This window comes from Neorhizobium alkalisoli (genome assembly GCF_007829835.1).
Classification (GTDB): Bacteria; Pseudomonadota; Alphaproteobacteria; order Rhizobiales; family Rhizobiaceae; genus Neorhizobium.
Genome location: NZ_VIWP01000002.1, coordinates 473,292 through 489,369, shown reverse-complemented (window position 1 = coordinate 489,369; position 16,078 = coordinate 473,292). Strand labels below are relative to the sequence as shown.

Below are 16,078 nucleotides of genomic sequence, written 5' to 3'. Positions count from 1 at the left end.
CCGCACGCTCCCTGTCTCAATCAGGGCACGTCCCGTCTCCCCGCAAGCGGGGAGAGGGTTAGGGTGAGGGGCAAACCTCAACCCGCCAGCCGCGCCCCTATCCCTTCCCCGCAAACCGATCCGTCGCGCGGATCAGCTGGTCGGTAATTCCAGGCTCCGACAGGGCATGTCCGGCCCCCTCGATGATGTGGAAATCCGCATCCGTCCAGACCTTCGACAGCTGCCAGGCATATTTCAGCGGGCAGGGCATGTCGTAGCGGCCATGCACGATGACGCCGGGAATGCCCTTCAGCTTCACCGCATCGCGCAAAAGCTGCCCGTCTTCCAGCCAGCCGGCATGCATGAAGAAGTGGTTTTCGATGCGCGCGAAGGCGAGTGCAAACCGGTCGTCGTCATGGCTTGAGGCGAGATGCGGATCGGGCAGGAGGGTGATGGTCGACCCTTCCCACACACTCCAGGCCTTGGCGCAGGCGATCTGCTCGGCACGGTCGATGCCGGTCAGGCGGCGGTGATAGGCCGCCATCATCTCATGGCGCTCGTTTTCGGGAATGGGCGCGACAAAGGCTTCCCATTTGTCGGGAAACATTTCCGAGACACCGAACTGATAATACCAGTCGAGTTCCGGCCGGGTCAGCGTGTAGATGCCGCGCACCAGAAGCTCGCTCACCCGCTCGGGATGGGTTTCCGCATAGGCAAGCGCCAGCGTCGAACCCCAGGAGCCGCCAAAAACCTGCCATTTGTCGACACCGATCATGGTCCGCAGCCGTTCGATATCGGCCACCAGATGCCAGGTCGTATTGGCCTCCAGGCTGGCATGCGGCGTCGAGCGGCCGCAGCCGCGCTGGTCGAACAGCATGACGTCGTAAAGGGCCGGATCGAACATGCGGCGCTGGTTGGCATTGCAGCCGCCGCCGGGCCCGCCATGCAGGAAGACAGCGGGTTTCGCGCCCTTGGTACCGACACGTTCCCAATAGATCACGTGCCCGTCGCCGACATCGAGCATGCCGGTCTCATAAGGCTCGATCTCGGGGTAAAGCGTGCGCAGAATTTCGGTCACAGATGCAGTCCTTTTTCAGGCCAGATTTCGGTGTCGTGGTCGGGGTGCTGGAAGGAGATGATCATCTCCTGGGTGACGACATCGTCCGCCGAGGCGCGTTTCGGCGCATCGAAGATTTCCGTGACCCAGGGAATATGGCTGTCGAAATTCACCTGGATTTTCGGCACGAGATCGTCGCGATTGTCGAAGGCGCCGATCGAAAGCTCCAGCCCCTGCGGATGGCGATAGGTCAGCGGCGTGCCGCATTCGCCGCAGAAACCGCGGTCGATATTGACGGAGGACTGATAATATTTCGGCTCGCCGCGGGTCCATTCGATCCCGGCTTCCGGGCCTTCATTCGGTGCCGAAACGAGCGGCCCGAAAAAGCCGCCAAAGGCTTTCTGGCACATGCGGCAATGGCAGATCGAGGCACGGCCGAGTTGACCGCGGGTGCGAAAACGCACGGCACCGCATTGGCAGCCGCCGGATCTCAGAAGTTCGGTCATCGTGTAGTGTCCTCCGTGCTGCCGCCTGTGGCGGGCTTTGGCTGCCAGGTCTCGGTATCGTGGTCCGGATGCTGGTTGGAAACGATGTCGGCGAGAAAAGGCGCGGCCTCCAGATCGTCCATCGTGTGATGAGCGGGGAGTTCGTGCAGGTGATCGACGAAACCGATCTTTCCTTCGACGCCATATTGCATGACCGGCGCAAAGGCGGCCGGATCGTCAAAGGCGCCGGCCGCAACCGAAATCCCGTCCATCGCCTCATAGGTCAGCGGCGTGCCGCAATTGCCGCAGAAGCCGCGCTGCACATGGTTCGACGACTGGAAATACCGTGGCGTCCCGCGGGTCCATTCGAATTTTGCCCCGTAGGCGGAAACGAGCGGTGCATAATAGGCGCCGAACGCCTTCTGGCACATGCGGCAATGGCAGATCGACGATTTTCCGGGCTTGCCGGTGATACGGAAACGAAGGGCGCCGCATTGGCAGCCGCCACTATGGACCTCGGTCATGCCCCATCACCCTCCGCGTCATGGCAGACCGCCTCGACATTGTTGCCGTCCGGATCGAAAACGAAGGCGCCGTAATAGTTGGGATGGTAATGCGGCCGCAGGCCCGGTGCGCCATTGTCACGGCCGCCGGCGGCAATTGCGGCCGCATAGAAGGCATCGACCTCCGCACGATTGCGGGCGGTGAAGGCCACATGCTGGGTGTGGCCTGCCACGGGCGTGGTTTCGTGCAGCCAATAGACCGGCCGGTCGCGGCCGTAACCGGCCATGGTCGCGCCGGCGGTAAATTCGACCGGCACGATGTAGAGGAGCGACGCGCCGAGCGGCGCGAAGGCTGCGTCATAAAAGGCTTTGGACCGGTCGAAATTTGCGACCTTGATGCCCATGTGATCGATCATCTCTTCCCCCTCCTTAAAAAGATTGGCAGCGCTAGCGCTTGACCTCCCAGGTCGTCACGCGCTCGCCGGTTGCGGCATCCTTGGTATCCTTCAGCTGGATGCCCTTGTCCGAAAGCTCGTTGCGGATCCGGTCGGCCTCGGCAAAATTCTTCGCCTTCAGCATTTCCAGCCGCATCCCGATCAGCGCATCGATCGCCGCTGCAACCGCCTCGTCGACTTCCGCCATTTTCGGCAGCACGCCGAGAAGAGCGGCACTGGCGGCAAACATCGGCAGCAGCGCCCGGTCGGCATTGGCCTCCTGGGCAAGCTGGTGCAGCCTCTGCACGGCGGCCACCGTGTTCAAATCGTCGCCGAGCGCCTCGATGACGATCGGGCAGGGCGCGACGGAAGCGTCCGGCGCATCTGCCGCCGGCCATTTGGCGATCAGCCTTTCAGCCTCTTCCAGCCGCTTGACCGAAAAATCGATCGGCTCGCGATAATGGGTCATCAGCATGGCAAGCCGCAGGATCTCGCCCGGCCATTGGCGGCCACCGAAGGTTTCCGTCGCCAGCAATTCGTGGATGGTGATGAAATTGCCGTCCGACTTCGACATCTTGCGGCCTTCGATCTGCACGAAGCCGTTATGCATCCAGACATTCGCCATCACATGCGTGCCATGGGCGCAGCGCGACTGGGCGATCTCGTTTTCATGATGCGGGAAGATCAGGTCCAGCCCGCCGCCATGAATGTCGAACACTTCGCCGAGATACCGCTCGCTCATCGCCGAGCATTCGATATGCCAGCCCGGCCGGCCGCGACCCCAGGGGCTGTCCCAGCCGGGTTCGTTATGGGAGGAAAGCTTCCACAGAACGAAGTCGCCGGGGTTCTTCTTGTGCACATCGACGGCGATGCGGGCGCCGGCCTGCTGCTCGTCGAGCGGGCGCTTGGAAAGCTGGCCGTAATCGGTCATCGACTTCGTGTCGAACAGCACTTCGCCTTCCGCCACATAGGCATGGCCGCGGGCGATCAGCCGCTCGATGATCGTCACCATCTGCGGGATATTGTCGGTGGCGCGCGGTTCGACCGTCGGCTCGATGCAGCCGAGTGCGGCTATGTCCTGATGGTATTGCGTCTCGGTCTTTTCCGTGACCAGCCGGATCGCATCGTTGAGCGGCAGACCGGGATGGTCGCGCAGGGCGCGGGCGTTGATCTTGTCGTCCACGTCGGTGATGTTGCGGGCATAGGTGACATGGGTGTCGCCATAGACATGCCGCAGCAGCCGGAACAGCACGTCGAAGACGATAGCCGGGCGTGCATTGCCGATATGGGCGTAATCGTAGACGGTCGGGCCGCAGACATACATGCGCACGTTATCGGCATCGATCGGCTGGAAAGCCGTCTTTTCGCGGGTCAGCGTATTGTAGAACTTGAGCGAAGAGCTCATCGAAAAATTCTCCCAAAGCAAGGCATCCGGGTGGACCGGGCGTTTGTCTTCAAGGCTTTTCGAGAGACGAAAACGGCCGGGCCAGCGGTAAGCTAGCGAATAATGATCCCGCAGATGGAAATCGCCGTTTTCATGGGCTCGGTTATGGCGTGCGTCGCGGATTTGGTCAAGGGGCCAGATCCTGGCGGCTTGGCGGAAGATGCGGAGATGGCACGTCTTCCGAGCAAGTCCTGGGCTCTGCAGGATTGAAGGCCGAAAGCAGCCATTTGCGCCCGATAAAAGCGGCAATGCCGACCGCAACCACGATCACCCCAAGCGCGATGAAAAGATGCGAGTGCAGCCGCAGCCGGCCAAAAATCGCCTCGACCGCATTGCCGAACAGATAACCGACCGCGGTGATGACCACGCCCCAGACAATGGCCGAAATCAGGTTGAGGATAACGAAGCGCAGGGCCGGTACGGAAGACAGGCCGATCGCAACCGGGCTGACCGTCCGCATCCCGTAGACAAAGCGGAAGGCGAGAATGAAGCCGGTCGGATGCGCTTCCAGCAGTCCGTTTACCCGGCTCGCCGCCTCGCCGCGCATGAAACGTCTGACGATGGCAAGGCGGCCGGCATGGCGTCCGGCAAAGAACAGCGCCTGGTCGGCGGCAAAGGAGCCGAGCCCGGCCGCCAGTGCCGCCTGCCAATAGGCCATGAGGTGCCGGTGCGCAAAGACGCCACCGAGAAAGGCCGCCGTTTCGCCTTCAAAGGCAGCGCCGGCAAAGACGGCCGCGGGGCCATATTGGGAAATCAGCGTTTCGAGTGACAAGAACCGGGGTCTCCAGCGGGTTTGCGCGCGATCCTATTGTTTCAGCGAAGCCGGCGATAGTTGGTCCGTACGGTGGCGGACCGGATCGATTGGCCCCGGTAAAGCGTTGATCCCGAACTTTGTTCCAGACTGGAGGAGCAGCATGGCGGGTGAAGACGAAAATGCCGGCAAACGCGTGAAAAAGGTCCAGCCGGCAAATGCGGCTGCCGCCGCAAAACCTTCGGCGAAAAAGCAGGCTGCGGACAGCCGATCGGCATCGAAACCCGCCGGCGGCAAAACCAAGCCTGCCGCCAAAACCAAGGATGCCGCCAAGGCCAAGGGCGGCATGGCGATAACAGAGGCGCCGCGGGATGCCTCGACCGGTAACGACGGCTCGACGGCCAGGACACCGAACCGTTCCGAGTCCGACGACAGCGGCACGGTTGGAAAGCAGAATGATCGCGGCAAGCGCAGCATTTTCGACGTTTTCTCCAACGCCGTTTCCGCCGGTGCCGGGAAACCCGCCACCTTCGTGGCCGCCGTTGTGCTGATTGTCGTCTGGGGTGTCAGCGGCCCGTTTTTCGGCTTTTCGGAAACCTGGCAGCTGGTGGTCAATACCGGCACGACGATCATCACCTTCCTGATGGTCTTCGTGCTGCAGAATTCCCAGAACCGCGACAGTGAAGCTGTTCAGACCAAGCTCGATGAGCTGATCCTTTCCAGCCACGCCGCCAACGAATTTGTCGGCATCGAGAAGCTCGACGAAAAACAGCTGAAACGGTTGAGCGAAAGCCTGAAACGGCATTCGGACCGGCTCGGTAAAAAGGCGGAGGAATTGTCCGCGAGCGGCTGAGGCCGGCTTATTTCACGCCGAGCATCGGCACGGCGCCGCCCGGGATCATCGTTGTCGGCAGCTTGCCGTCCCAGCGTTCGGCCTGGGTCAGCGCCACCAGATCCGGGTTCTGCTTCAGCGCATCGCCGCGGGCCTTGATGGCGGCGGCTTCCGCCTCGCCGCGGATGCGGGTGGCTTCTGCTTCCGCCTTGGCGACGGCGAGCTGGCTGTCGGCCTTTGCCTGCGCCTGGGTAACGGTGATTTGCGCCAGCTGCTTTTCATTGGCGACACGCTGGGTGGAGCGCTGCACCTCGACCTCGGCCATCATCCGGGCCTCGATCGCGCTTTCATATTCCTTGGAGAATTTCAGGTCTTCCAGCTGCACGCCTTCGACCTCGACCAGACCTTTGACCGCTTCCTGAACGGCCTCGCGCACTTCGGTATTCAGCTTGTCACGCTGGCTGATCGCGGTTGCGGCGGTGTAATGGCCAAAGACATTTTTCAGCTGCTGGCGCACGCGCGGGCGGATCAGGCGCGTCTGCAGGTTTTCCTCGGAACCGAACTGCGCAAAAACGGCGGAGGCCTCGGCCGGAATGATCGAATAGTTGATCGATAGCTGCAGATGCGCTGCCTGCTGGTCCTGGCTATAGGCTTCCTCATTGTCGAGCTTGATGATCTGCGTCTGCACCGAGATCGGGTTGACCTTGGTGATCAAAGGCACCTTGAAGCCGAGCCCTGGCTCGGCCGTTCCGGTCACCGCACCGAAGCGGGTGATAACGCCACGCTCGCCCTGGGCCACCGTGTAATAGGCGCTGGAAATGACATAGAGGACCGCCAGCACGACAAGGCCGGAAACGATCAGTGTCAGGCTGAACGGATTACGCCGCTGCGGCCGCGGCCTGCCGTTTTGAAGGGGAAGGCTCGGGGAGGAATCGTCGTTGCTCATGCTTGCAAGTTAAGCGCGAAATAACCTGATCGTATAGCGAAGATTTTACGACGGGCTTTCCAGGCCGTTAATCGGGCAGCCTGAAATCCACGAAACGGTTTTCCCGGACCACGAACATGCGGCCGGTATCCTTCAGTTCCGGCGAGGCGAGGAAGAGGATCTTTTCGGCCACCTCCTGCGGATGCGGCAGGGTTTCCGGATCTTCGCCGGGCACGGCCTGGGCGCGCATGGCGGTGCGGGTGGCGCCGGGATTGACCATGTTGACCTTGAGCGGCGTATGGTCGGTCTCGGCCGCCCAGATCCGGCCCATCGTCTCGACGGCAGCCTTGGAAATCGCATAGGCGCCCCAGAAGGCCGGAGCCTTGGAGGCGGCGCCGGAGGAGAAGAGCAGGGCGCGGCCGGCATCGGAGCGGGTGAGAAGCGGTTCCACCGAGCGGATCAGCCGCCAGACGGAGGTGACGTTGGTCATCATCACCTTCTCGAACACCTTTGCCTCGATATGGCCGAGCGGCGAGATGACACCCAAAATCCCGGCATTGGCGACCAGAATGTCAAGCTTGCCCCAGCGTTCGAAGATCGAGGCGCCGAGCCGGTCGATGGCTTCCATGTCGTTGAGATCGAAGGGAACGAGGGTGGCTGTGCCGCCAAGCGCCTTGATCGCGTCGTCGAGTTCTTCCAGTCCGCCAACGGTGCGGGCGGTGGCGATCACATGCGCGCCTGCCTTGGCGAGTTCCAGTGCCGTGAAATAACCGATGCCGCGCGATGCGCCGGTCACCAGCGCAATCCTGCCCTTCAAGTCGATCGTCATGCCGTCTCCCCTGACAAGACGCCGTTATGGAATGGCGCCTTCATTCTCCTCATGCCTTTTGAAGGCGGTCGAGGATTGTCATAGGGATGCGGCCCGCGCAAGGGGGATACGCGGGCCGCTATAGCCGATCGGGCCGGGGAGGCGAGGGGCGGCGCAGCGCAGCCCGATCGGTGCCGCAACGGATTTCACAGAAGGAAATCGTTGCTGGTCAGATGGATCGAACCATGCAGGCCGACCGAGAAATCGGCCTTGCCGTCGCCGTTCACGTCGCCATAGATGTAGGTATTGCCGCCAACCACCTTGGTGTTCAGCTCGCCGGCCTTGCCGCTGAACCCGTCCGATCCGATGAAATCGAAGGCCTGGTTACCACCGGCATGGCTGTTGGCGTCAATGACCGATAGGTCGATCTTGTCGTGCTGGCCCTGGCTGAAATCCAGGATGACATCGCGACCCGCGGTCGCGACAGTCGATTCTCCGATCTTCTTGAAGATGAACCGGTCCGCATCCGCGCCGCCTTGCAGCTTATCGCGGCCAAGCCCGCCATAGAGCGCATCGCGACCCGTCGAGCCGAGCAGGACGTCATTGCCCTTGTCGCCTATCAACGTGTCATTGCCGGCATTGCCATAGAGCCGGTCATTGCCAGCGCGGCCGTTTATACTGTCATTGCCGTTGTACCCGCTCAGGACGTTGGCGCCCGTGTCACCCAGCAGCTTGTCGTTGAAGCTGCTGCCTCCCGCCCTTTCAAAACCGGAGAAAGTGTCGCTTTGCGCATCGCCACCACCTCCTTTGCCGATCAGGAGGTCCACTCTCACACCAGCACTGGAGCCGCGGTAATCGAGCGTGTCGACGCCCGAACCGCCGGTCATGGCATCCGCGCCAGCGCCGCCATTGACGATATCATTGCCGCTGCCGCCATCGATCGTGTCATTGCCACCGAGACCATAGATGACGTCATTGCCGCCGAGGCCCTTGATGATATTGGCATTGGCATCGCCATAAAGCCGGTCGGACAGATCGCTGCCGGTGATGTTTTCGAAATTGGCGATCTTGTCGCCCTGGGCATGGCCGCCTGAGGCTGCACCCGTGCCGAGATTGACCTGAACGCCACCGGACGAGCCCTGGTAATCGACCGTGTCGGAGCCGCTGCCGCCATCCATCGTATCGGCGCCTGCACCGCCATTGACGGTATCATTGCCGGCATCGCCGGTCAGCGTGTCATTACCGTCGCCGCCATTCAGGGCATCGTCGCCATCCTGACCGTTCAGCACGTTGTCGCCGGCACTGCCGGAGAGGATGTCATTGAGCCCACTGCCGACCGCATTTTCGATATTGGTGAGCGTATCACCCTCGGCATGCCCACCAGATCCGGTCCCGGCAGCGAGATCGATCGCGACGCCCGCGTCGGAATCACTGTAATCGGCGGTATCCGTGCCGTCGCCGCCATCGAGAATATCGGCACCGAGGCCACCGTGGAGAATGTCGTTGCCGGCATCGCCGGTCAGCGTGTCATTGCCGGCCCCGCCATGCAGCATATCGTCGCCATCCTGGCCGTTCAGCACATTGTCGCCGCCATCGCCGGACAGAACGTCGCCGAGCGCACTGCCAACGGCATTTTCGATACCGCTCAGCGTATCACCCTCGGCATGGCCGCCAGACCCGGTGCCGGCTGCAAGGTCGATGACGACACCCGCGTCGGAATCGCTGTAATCGGCCGTATCGACACCGCTGCCGCCAATCAGCACATCGGCACCGACACCGCCATGCAGCGTGTCGTTATCGGCCCCGCCATCCAGCGTATCGTTTCCTTCGCCGCCATGCAGGATATCGTTGCCGGCATCGCCGGTCACCGTATCGTCACCGGCGCCGCCATCGATCTCGTTATTTCCGGTATCGCCGCCGATCACGTCGCTACCAGGTGTGCCGGTCACCGGCGTCGTGCCGTCGTTGAAGACCGCATTCGGATCGAGCCCGACTTCGACGGGCAGGTCCGGATCGGCTGCCAGATGCAGATTATCCAGCGAGGCGGTCGGCTCGGCGCCGAAAACCGCTGAAAGCAACGGATCGGTCAGTCCGTTCAGCCCGAGCCCGAGCAGGTCGATTCCGCTGGTGCTGCCGAAATTCACGGCCACCGGAGCATCGAGCGTCAGCGTGGCATAGGGCTGCCCGTTCTGTTCGATGACGACCTGGTCGTAATAGCCCTGCGCGCCGGTCGTCGCCGAGAGGAGGCCGCCATTGATGGCAACTTCCCAGTTGCCGATATAATGATAGGTGAACCCGCCGCTTTCGAAACTGTAGTCGCTATAGTTGGTGACGACATTGCCTATGCCGAGAACGAGATTGCCGGTCTGCGACGTCTGATCGCCAAAAGCCTCGTTCGTGGTCTGGGCTGCATTCTCCACCCAGAAATCATCTGCCTGGACGGTGACATTCGGTGCTGTTGTGACCTGTGGCATGTTAGCCTCCCTGCTTTTTGATAGATATCAATTCCGAACTTTAGATATTTCTAATTAGTTAACGGCGGCGACAGCTGGCCTTTTGCAGGCATGGCGGATCAGGGGAGGGAGTTTGGATGTGTCTGATTGTCAGATTTTCGCGTGTCGATCCGGGACAGGCTTTTCCCCGGTGTGCCAGCGATTTTTGGCGACGTCGGATGCGAGGCGGAGCGCGCGATAGGTATTAATTTACCATTTGCTAATTTTAGAAACCGCTTTATGCTTCCATCCTTCATCGGTCTGCGTTCTATTAGCGAATGCTAACTCATTGTATGGGAGGCGAGATGAACAGTTCAGAACGCGCAACAAACGACCCGATCTCTCCGGAAGAGCTGGAAAGGTTGAAGGTGATCTACGAGACGGCGCGCTACACGGCTTGCCTGTCACGTCACGATCCGCTGGCCGAGCGGCTGGCCGCGATGGCAATCCGCTTCTACCAGCTTGGCATCCGCGATGATGGTGTGCTGATCGACAAGATCGTCGAGACATCCCGGTCCCTGCGCCAAAGTTATTCCTGACCTTTTCAGTCGCATCGACGCTCCAGGCGTCGGAATTACGCGAGCTCGGGTGCTTTCAAACGGGTGGGATAATGCATCCCACCTCCCGGCGAAGGATGATCTCCGAGACTTAAGCCTCTGATTGCTTCTCACCGGAAAGCAACCGAAAGAGGAATTTGATCGGGAACAATGACAAACCTTTTTCGCGCTCTATGTTGCAGGAAGATTGTGTTGTTTCGGGACCGACCTTGCGTAATTTCGACCATGATGACGAGGCCGCGTTGCTGGACCGCCTTGAAGCGTTAGCCGCCTACGATATCCTCAACTCTCCCGCCGAAGCCGAATTCGATGGCATCGTCCAGATCGCCACGGCGCTGTGCAAGACGCCTGTCGCGCTGATCAGCCTTGTCGAGGCGGATCGCCAGTGGTTCAAGGCAAGGGTGGGCTTCGAAGCCTGCGAGACGCCGATTTCACAATCGGTCTGTCGCCATGCATTGTCGGGTACCGATCTCCTCGTCATCCCGGACCTCACAGCCGATCCGCGCACCCGCGACAACACGTTGGTGACCGAAGAGCCGCATATCCGGTTTTATGCCGGGGCGCCTTTGATCACGCCGGACAATGTCATCATCGGCAGTCTCTGTGTCATCGACACCGTGCCGAGACCGCAGGGGCTGGAGCCCGAACAGCGGGAAGGCCTGCGGGCGCTGGCCGCGCAGGTCATCGTCCTGTTCGAGGCGCGAAAACTGTCGCAGCGCAAGGATGATCTGTTTCGCCGCCAGAAGAGCCTGACGGCCAATATGCGCGCAAGTGCCAACGAGACGCTGGCGGCGCAGGAGGCCGGCGGCATCGGCACGTTCGAGGTGGATATCGCCAGCGGCATTCTGAAACCGTCGCCGACCTTCTGCCGCATCTTCCATGTGCCTGTCGCCGCATCCTATCCGGCCGCCATGCTGGAAGCGAAGATCGTCTCCGGTGATCAGGGTGCGCAGTCGAACGACAGTTCCCGTGCCGATGCCAGCGCCGCCTTGGAGGTCGAATACCGGATCCAGACCGATCTCGGCATTCGCTGGATTTCGCGTACGGCGAGTTTTGTCAGGGACGAGGCGGGGCGGCCGGTCAAGATGATCGGTGCGGTCAAGGACATCACGATCATCAAGCGTGCTGCAGCCCGCGTACAGGCCTTGCTTGATCTCGGTGATCGGCTGAGCCATCTGACCGATACGGAATCCATGGCAATGGCCGCTGCCGACCTGATGGCCAAGGCGCTCGATGCGACGCGCGCCGGGTTCGGCATCGTCAACATGGCAGAAGAGACGGTCGTGATGCAGCCGGAATGGACGGCGCCAGGCGTATCCTCGGTGGTCGGCCTGCATCATTTCCGCGATTACGGCTCCTTCATCAACGATCTGAAGATCGGCAATCCGGTCGTCATTCCCGATGTCACTCAGGATCCGCGCACGAGCGCCAATGCGCAGGCCCTGCTCGATATCGACATCCGGGTTCTGGTCAATGTGCCGATCATGGATCAGGGCCGGTTCAGCCTTGTCGTCTTCGTCCATCACAATCATCCCTATGCCTGGAGTGGTGAGGAACTGGCCTTCCTGCGCAGTTTCGGTGACCGCATCCAGTCGGCGATCGCGCGTGTGCATGCGGAAGCCGAACAGCAGGTCCTGCAGCGCGAACTGGGCCATCGTCTCAAGAACACCCTTGCCATGGTGCAGGCCATTGCCGCCCAGACGCTGAGGCCGGTGAAGGAGCGTGAACATGTCCATGCCTTCGAGCGCCGCCTGCATGCGCTGAGCTCGGCGCACGAGATCCTTCTCGAGCGCAACTGGAGCAGTGCGCCGGTTGTCAACGTGATCGACAGAACGCTCGATCGGCTTGCCGTGCGCGACAGGGTGGATGTCGATGGCTCGCCCGTCACCTTTGGTCCGAAGGGCACTTTGTCGCTTTCGCTGGTCCTGCACGAGCTCGCGACCAATGCTGTAAAATATGGAAGCCTTTCCGGTCTCAACGGCCGTGTTGCCATCGGATGGCATGTCGAGGGCAGGGGCGATCAGGCGGTTTTCCGCTTCACATGGAAGGAATCCAATGGTCCGCTGGTGGCGGAACCGGAAAATAAAGGTTTCGGGTCCAAGCTGATTCGTATGGGGCTGGCTGGAACAGGTGGCGTCGACGTTCGTTATGAACCTTCTGGCCTCATCGTAGAGATGTGGGCGTTATTATCTCAGCTCCAACAGGCAGACTTCTGAATGGGATCGTCCAAGACACCTACCAAGCCTGCCGTCCTCGTCGTCGAGGATGAACCGCTATTGCTGATGATGGCACTCGACCTCGTCGAGGATGCCGGTTTCGAGCCGGTGGAGGCACGCAATGCCGACGAGGCGCTGGAAATTCTTCAGACGCGCAAGGATATCCGCATCGTCTTCACCGATATCGACATGCCGGGCACCATGAACGGCATGCGACTGGCAGCGATGGTACGCGACCGCTGGCCGCCGATCGAGATCATCATCGTCTCAGGCCACGTCAAGGGCGGTGACGTCACGCTGCCGCCCCGCAGCGTGTTTTATTCCAAGCCCTATGATACCTCGCAGATCACCGCCCAGCTTCACCGCATGGCGGCACTTCACTGAACGCGGCGCGGCGTAAAACCTACTCGTCCCGCCTGCGGCGGCTTTTCTTTGTGCCGTCGTAGAAACCCGGTGGTTTCTTGATCACCCAGTTCACGAATTTCCGCATCTCGGGATGATCGAGAAGCGCATCGACTGTAAAATAGGATTTTTCCAGTTCGGCCTCGCTGAACAGGGCGTGGATCTGCCTGTGGCAGATGCGGTGCAGCGCCTGCGTTTCCCTGCCGCCGCGGCTCTTTGGAACAAGATGATGTTCGTCGCGCTGATCCGCCGGAATGGACCGGCCGCAAAGTGGGCAGATCTCCGGTTCCGGCTGCTGATACCAGGAAACGATGTCGCCTCTTTGTTTTCTCGCCATGGGGCGAAGATGGCGAGGGACGAGGGCAGGCGCAAGAGCGGGCTGTCTGTCCCCGCCCGATCAAACCAGCCCGTCGAAGTCTCCGGCATGCCTGGCGAGCGCCGCAAGATCGTCATAGACGGTGGTGTGGCCTGCATCACTGCTGGCCACCAGCTTGTGGGATTTCGTCACCAGCGCCACCTCGATGCCGAGGAAGTCTGCGGTTGAAAGCACATATTTTCCCTTGAGGCGGATGGTGAGATCCGCATCGCGGTCGCCGTCCGTATCGACGAGAATGTTCGTCATGCTCGACGTTTTGACGATCCGCATCTCGCCGTCATGGCCCGTGAAGGCTTTTCCGCCGAGATAGGTCAGGGCCTGGATGCCGGGCGTCGACCGGTCCGCATCGAAGGAGCGAAAATCGAGCCGGTCACCCTTGGCAAAATCGGTGATCGTGTCGATGCCGCCGATATCGGCGCGCTTGAAGATGAAGATGTCATTGCCCTTGCCGCCGACCATGACGTCATTGCCGGCACCGCCCCAGAGACGGTCATTGCCATCGCCGCCATAAAGCCGGTCATTGCCACCCTTGCCGATCAGCGTGTCATTGCCACCGTAGCCGTAAAGCACGTCGCGGCCATGGCCGCCATTCAGCTTTTCCGCCTTGCCGTGATCGTAGGAGAAAGGTGTGTCGTAATCGCCGAGCAGCTTGATGTAATCGGTCACCGGAACGGCATTGCCGTCCTTGGGAACGGTATCGCCGCCGGAATTCAGGTATTTCGCGACATTGCCGGCCCCGACCAGATGGCTGCCGCCGAGCAGGCCGGAAATGGTGATCTTGATGCCGTCGATTACCTGGCCTTCATATTGCTGGGCGCTGCCGAGATAACGCCAGAGCAGGCTCGTATAGGTCTGGATCGCGTTTTCCTGAGCATCCGGCGAAGAAAGAAAATCGGCCTTGCTGAAAACGCCGTCCTTGCCGGTGAAATGGCTGCTGTCCCAATCGTTTCGCCAGCTGCCGTCCGAGGTGTAATAGCCGCTGTCGATCAGCGCGCCTTCGCCCATCTGGTATTTGCCAAGATATCCATAGGAATTGGTGGCGTCGTAACGACCGCTGGATTCCCGCTGGCCGAGCGCTTCGAAATAACCGCTATAGGGCTTTGCCATTGTCTTTCCATCGATCACGAGGCCTGATTGGCCGTGATCCTAGACGGGCAATGCTACTTTTCTGCAAACGCAAACGAGGCCGCGGAGATGATCCGCGGCCTCGTTGAAATGCTGATGGCGGTGTCGAAGCTCAGCCGTTGCTGGCGAGCAGCGATACCTTGCGGCCGACAGCTTCGCCGTCCTTGTCGAGAAGGCGGGTCGGATAGTCACCGGTGAAATAGTGGTCGGTAAACTGCGGCCGCGCATCGTTGCGGTCTTCGCCGCCGACGGCCCGGTAAAGACCGTTGATCGACAGGAATTCGAGACTGTCCGCGCCGATATATTTGCACATCGCTTCGAGGCTGTCATACTGGTTGGCGAGCAGCTTTTCGCGGTCCGGCGTATCGATGCCGTAGAAGTCCGGGTAATAGATCATCGGGCTTGCGACGCGCAAATGCACTTCCTTGGCACCGGCATCGCGGATCATCTGCACGATCTTCAGCGAGGTGGTGCCGCGCACGACCGAGTCATCCACGAGAACGACGCGCTTGCCTTCGATCATCGCCCGGTTGGCGGAATGCTTCAGCTTGACGCCGAAGGCGCGGATCTGCTGCGTCGGCTCGATGAAGGTACGGCCGACATAGTGGTTGCGGATGATGCCGTATTCGAACGGAATGCCGCTTTCCTGGGCGTAGCCGAGGGCAGCCGGGGTGCCGCCATCCGGAACCGGCACGACGACGTCGGCGGCAACCGGGGCTTCCTTGGCAAGGTTGATGCCCATGTTCTTGCGCGCGACATAGACCGAGCGGCCGCCGACGACCGAATCCGGACGGGCGAAATAGACATATTCGAACAGGCACAGACGTTCCGGCTGGCCATTGCCGGCCTTGCGGGCATCGATGGCGATCGAACCGTCCGGCTGGATCTCGCAGATGATGACTTCGCCGTTTTCGACGTCACGCACGAATTTCGCGCCAATGATGTCCAGCGCGCAGGTTTCCGATGCGAAGACCGGCTTGCCGTCGAGCTCGCCCATGACGAGCGGGCGGATGCCGACCGGGTCGCGGGCAGCGATCAGCTTCGTGCGGGTCATGGCCAGCATCGAATAACCGCCTTCCATCTGGCGCACGGCGTCGATGAAACGGTCGGCGGTCGAGGAATAGCGCGAGCGGGCGATCAGGTGCAGGACGACTTCGGTATCCGAGGTAGACTGACAGATGGCGCCACCGGCGATCAGCTGACGACGCAGCGTCAGGCCGTTGGTGAAATTGCCGTTATGGGCAATTGCGATGCCGCCGACTTCGAGTTCGGCAAACAGCGGCTGCACGTTGCGCAGTGCCACTTCGCCGGTCGTCGAATAGCGGTTATGGCCGATGGCGATATTGCCGGGCAGGCGGGCAAGCGTGGCAGGATCGGTGTAATGGTCGCCCACCAGACCCATGCGGCGTTCCGAATGGAAGCGCAGGCCGTCGAAGGAGACGATACCGGCCGCTTCCTGGCCGCGATGCTGGAGCGCGTGCAGGCCAAGCGCCGTCAGCGTCGATGCGTCCGGATGGCCGAGAATGCCGAACACACCGCATTCTTCATGCAGAGTGTCTTCCTCCCACTCGTTGGCTTGTTTGACATCGAATGTTTGCGAATCCGGCTGCAGCATCTGGCCGTGTCCTTTCGGAAAAAATGGAAAGGCCGGCCGGGGAATCCTCCCCGGAGACCAGCCCGTCTTTCATCAGA

The 16,078-nt window shown here is 61.1% G+C and carries 16 protein-coding genes; 4 read left to right on the top strand and 12 right to left on the bottom strand.

Features of this window, described 5'->3' with window-relative positions:
• Positions 1-97: 97 nt before the first annotated feature.
• The 6 genes from pip to FHW37_RS08130 all read right to left on the bottom strand — a co-directional run bounded on the left by pip (position 98) and on the right by FHW37_RS08130 (position 4,674).
• Positions 98-1,057, bottom strand: coding sequence for a prolyl aminopeptidase (pip, locus tag FHW37_RS08155; protein WP_145634814.1), 960 nt, complete (start codon positions 1,055-1,057; stop codon positions 98-100).
• The gene (locus tag FHW37_RS08150; protein WP_145634811.1) at positions 1,054-1,542 is read right to left on the bottom strand and encodes a GFA family protein; all 489 of its coding nucleotides are present in this window, start codon (positions 1,540-1,542) and stop codon (positions 1,054-1,056) included. Before FHW37_RS08150 ends, pip begins: the two co-directional genes overlap by 4 nt.
• The gene (locus tag FHW37_RS08145; protein ID WP_145634808.1) at positions 1,539-2,045 is read right to left on the bottom strand and encodes a GFA family protein; all 507 of its coding nucleotides are present in this window, start codon (positions 2,043-2,045) and stop codon (positions 1,539-1,541) included. Before FHW37_RS08145 ends, FHW37_RS08150 begins: the two co-directional genes overlap by 4 nt.
• The gene (locus tag FHW37_RS08140) at positions 2,042-2,440 is read right to left on the bottom strand and encodes a VOC family protein (RefSeq protein ID WP_145634805.1); all 399 of its coding nucleotides are present in this window, start codon (positions 2,438-2,440) and stop codon (positions 2,042-2,044) included. The genes FHW37_RS08145 and FHW37_RS08140 overlap by 4 nt, the downstream gene beginning before the upstream one ends.
• Before the next feature lie 31 nt (positions 2,441-2,471).
• The gene (gene cysS / locus FHW37_RS08135; protein ID WP_145634803.1) at positions 2,472-3,863 is read right to left on the bottom strand and encodes a cysteine--tRNA ligase; all 1,392 of its coding nucleotides are present in this window, start codon (positions 3,861-3,863) and stop codon (positions 2,472-2,474) included.
• 166 nt (positions 3,864-4,029) lie between these two features.
• Entirely contained in the window at positions 4,030-4,674 is a 645-nt protein-coding gene (locus FHW37_RS08130; protein WP_246690703.1) for a DedA family protein, read from the bottom strand.
• Positions 4,675-5,128: 454 nt separating this feature from the next.
• Here FHW37_RS08130 and FHW37_RS08125 point away from each other — a divergent pair, with 454 nt between their 5' ends.
• Positions 5,129-5,506: a low affinity iron permease family protein gene (locus FHW37_RS08125; protein WP_246690732.1), complete on the top strand. Its 378-nt coding sequence runs from the start codon at positions 5,129-5,131 to the stop codon at positions 5,504-5,506.
• 7 nt (positions 5,507-5,513) lie between these two features.
• Here the strand turns inward: FHW37_RS08125 and FHW37_RS08120 are convergent, their stop codons facing one another.
• The 3 genes from FHW37_RS08120 to FHW37_RS08110 all read right to left on the bottom strand — a co-directional run bounded on the left by FHW37_RS08120 (position 5,514) and on the right by FHW37_RS08110 (position 9,692).
• Positions 5,514-6,431 carry an SPFH domain-containing protein gene (locus tag FHW37_RS08120; protein ID WP_145634800.1) on the bottom strand — a complete coding sequence of 306 codons (918 nt, stop codon included), beginning with the start codon at positions 6,429-6,431 and terminating at the stop codon, positions 5,514-5,516.
• A gap of 67 nt (positions 6,432-6,498) precedes the next feature.
• Positions 6,499-7,239 carry an SDR family NAD(P)-dependent oxidoreductase gene (locus FHW37_RS08115; RefSeq protein WP_145634797.1) on the bottom strand — a complete coding sequence of 247 codons (741 nt, stop codon included), beginning with the start codon at positions 7,237-7,239 and terminating at the stop codon, positions 6,499-6,501.
• Positions 7,240-7,424: 185 nt separating this feature from the next.
• Positions 7,425-9,692: a calcium-binding protein gene (locus FHW37_RS08110; protein WP_145634794.1), complete on the bottom strand. Its 2,268-nt coding sequence runs from the start codon at positions 9,690-9,692 to the stop codon at positions 7,425-7,427.
• A gap of 323 nt (positions 9,693-10,015) precedes the next feature.
• Here FHW37_RS08110 and FHW37_RS08105 point away from each other — a divergent pair, with 323 nt between their 5' ends.
• The 3 genes from FHW37_RS08105 (at position 10,016) to FHW37_RS08095 (ending at position 12,867) form a co-directional block, all read left to right on the top strand.
• Positions 10,016-10,249: a hypothetical protein gene (locus FHW37_RS08105; protein WP_145634791.1), complete on the top strand. Its 234-nt coding sequence runs from the start codon at positions 10,016-10,018 to the stop codon at positions 10,247-10,249.
• A gap of 227 nt (positions 10,250-10,476) precedes the next feature.
• Positions 10,477-12,483 (top strand): GAF domain-containing protein, encoded by a 2,007-nt coding sequence (locus FHW37_RS08100; RefSeq protein ID WP_186458186.1) that lies wholly within the window; start codon positions 10,477-10,479, stop codon positions 12,481-12,483.
• Entirely contained in the window at positions 12,484-12,867 is a 384-nt protein-coding gene (locus FHW37_RS08095; protein ID WP_145634786.1) for a response regulator transcription factor, read from the top strand. It begins immediately after the preceding gene.
• A gap of 19 nt (positions 12,868-12,886) precedes the next feature.
• On the opposite strand, the gene FHW37_RS08090 is transcribed toward FHW37_RS08095, so the two are convergent.
• From FHW37_RS08090 to purF, 3 genes are all read right to left on the bottom strand, one after another.
• The gene (locus tag FHW37_RS08090; protein ID WP_145634784.1) at positions 12,887-13,222 is read right to left on the bottom strand and encodes an HNH endonuclease; all 336 of its coding nucleotides are present in this window, start codon (positions 13,220-13,222) and stop codon (positions 12,887-12,889) included.
• 60 nt (positions 13,223-13,282) lie between these two features.
• A complete protein-coding gene (locus FHW37_RS34450) occupies positions 13,283-14,368 on the bottom strand; it encodes a M10 family metallopeptidase C-terminal domain-containing protein (RefSeq protein ID WP_145634782.1) in 1,086 nt (361 codons plus the stop codon).
• 130 nt (positions 14,369-14,498) lie between these two features.
• Entirely contained in the window at positions 14,499-16,001 is a 1,503-nt protein-coding gene (purF, locus tag FHW37_RS08080) for an amidophosphoribosyltransferase (protein WP_145634779.1), read from the bottom strand.
• Between the last annotated feature and the right edge of the window lie 77 nt (positions 16,002-16,078).

Excerpts from the sequence above, each read along its gene's own strand:
- FHW37_RS34450 (WP_145634782.1), bottom strand. The coding sequence starts at position 14,368 with ATGGCAAAGCCCTATAGCGGTTATTTCGAAGCGCTCGGCCAGCGGGAA.
- FHW37_RS08090 (WP_145634784.1), bottom strand. The coding sequence starts at position 13,222 with ATGGCGAGAAAACAAAGAGGCGACATCGTTTCCTGGTATCAGCAGCCG.
- FHW37_RS08145 (WP_145634808.1), bottom strand. The coding sequence starts at position 2,045 with ATGACCGAGGTCCATAGTGGCGGCTGCCAATGCGGCGCCCTTCGTTTC.
- FHW37_RS08095 (WP_145634786.1), top strand. The coding sequence starts at position 12,484 with ATGGGATCGTCCAAGACACCTACCAAGCCTGCCGTCCTCGTCGTCGAG.
- FHW37_RS08110 (WP_145634794.1), bottom strand. The coding sequence starts at position 9,692 with ATGCCACAGGTCACAACAGCACCGAATGTCACCGTCCAGGCAGATGAT.
- purF (WP_145634779.1), bottom strand. The coding sequence starts at position 16,001 with ATGCTGCAGCCGGATTCGCAAACATTCGATGTCAAACAAGCCAACGAG.
- FHW37_RS08150 (WP_145634811.1), bottom strand. The coding sequence starts at position 1,542 with ATGACCGAACTTCTGAGATCCGGCGGCTGCCAATGCGGTGCCGTGCGT.
- FHW37_RS08115 (WP_145634797.1), bottom strand. The coding sequence starts at position 7,239 with ATGACGATCGACTTGAAGGGCAGGATTGCGCTGGTGACCGGCGCATCG.
- FHW37_RS08140 (WP_145634805.1), bottom strand. The coding sequence starts at position 2,440 with ATGATCGATCACATGGGCATCAAGGTCGCAAATTTCGACCGGTCCAAA.
- cysS (WP_145634803.1), bottom strand. The coding sequence starts at position 3,863 with ATGAGCTCTTCGCTCAAGTTCTACAATACGCTGACCCGCGAAAAGACG.
- FHW37_RS08120 (WP_145634800.1), bottom strand. The coding sequence starts at position 6,431 with ATGAGCAACGACGATTCCTCCCCGAGCCTTCCCCTTCAAAACGGCAGG.
- FHW37_RS08105 (WP_145634791.1), top strand. The coding sequence starts at position 10,016 with ATGAACAGTTCAGAACGCGCAACAAACGACCCGATCTCTCCGGAAGAG.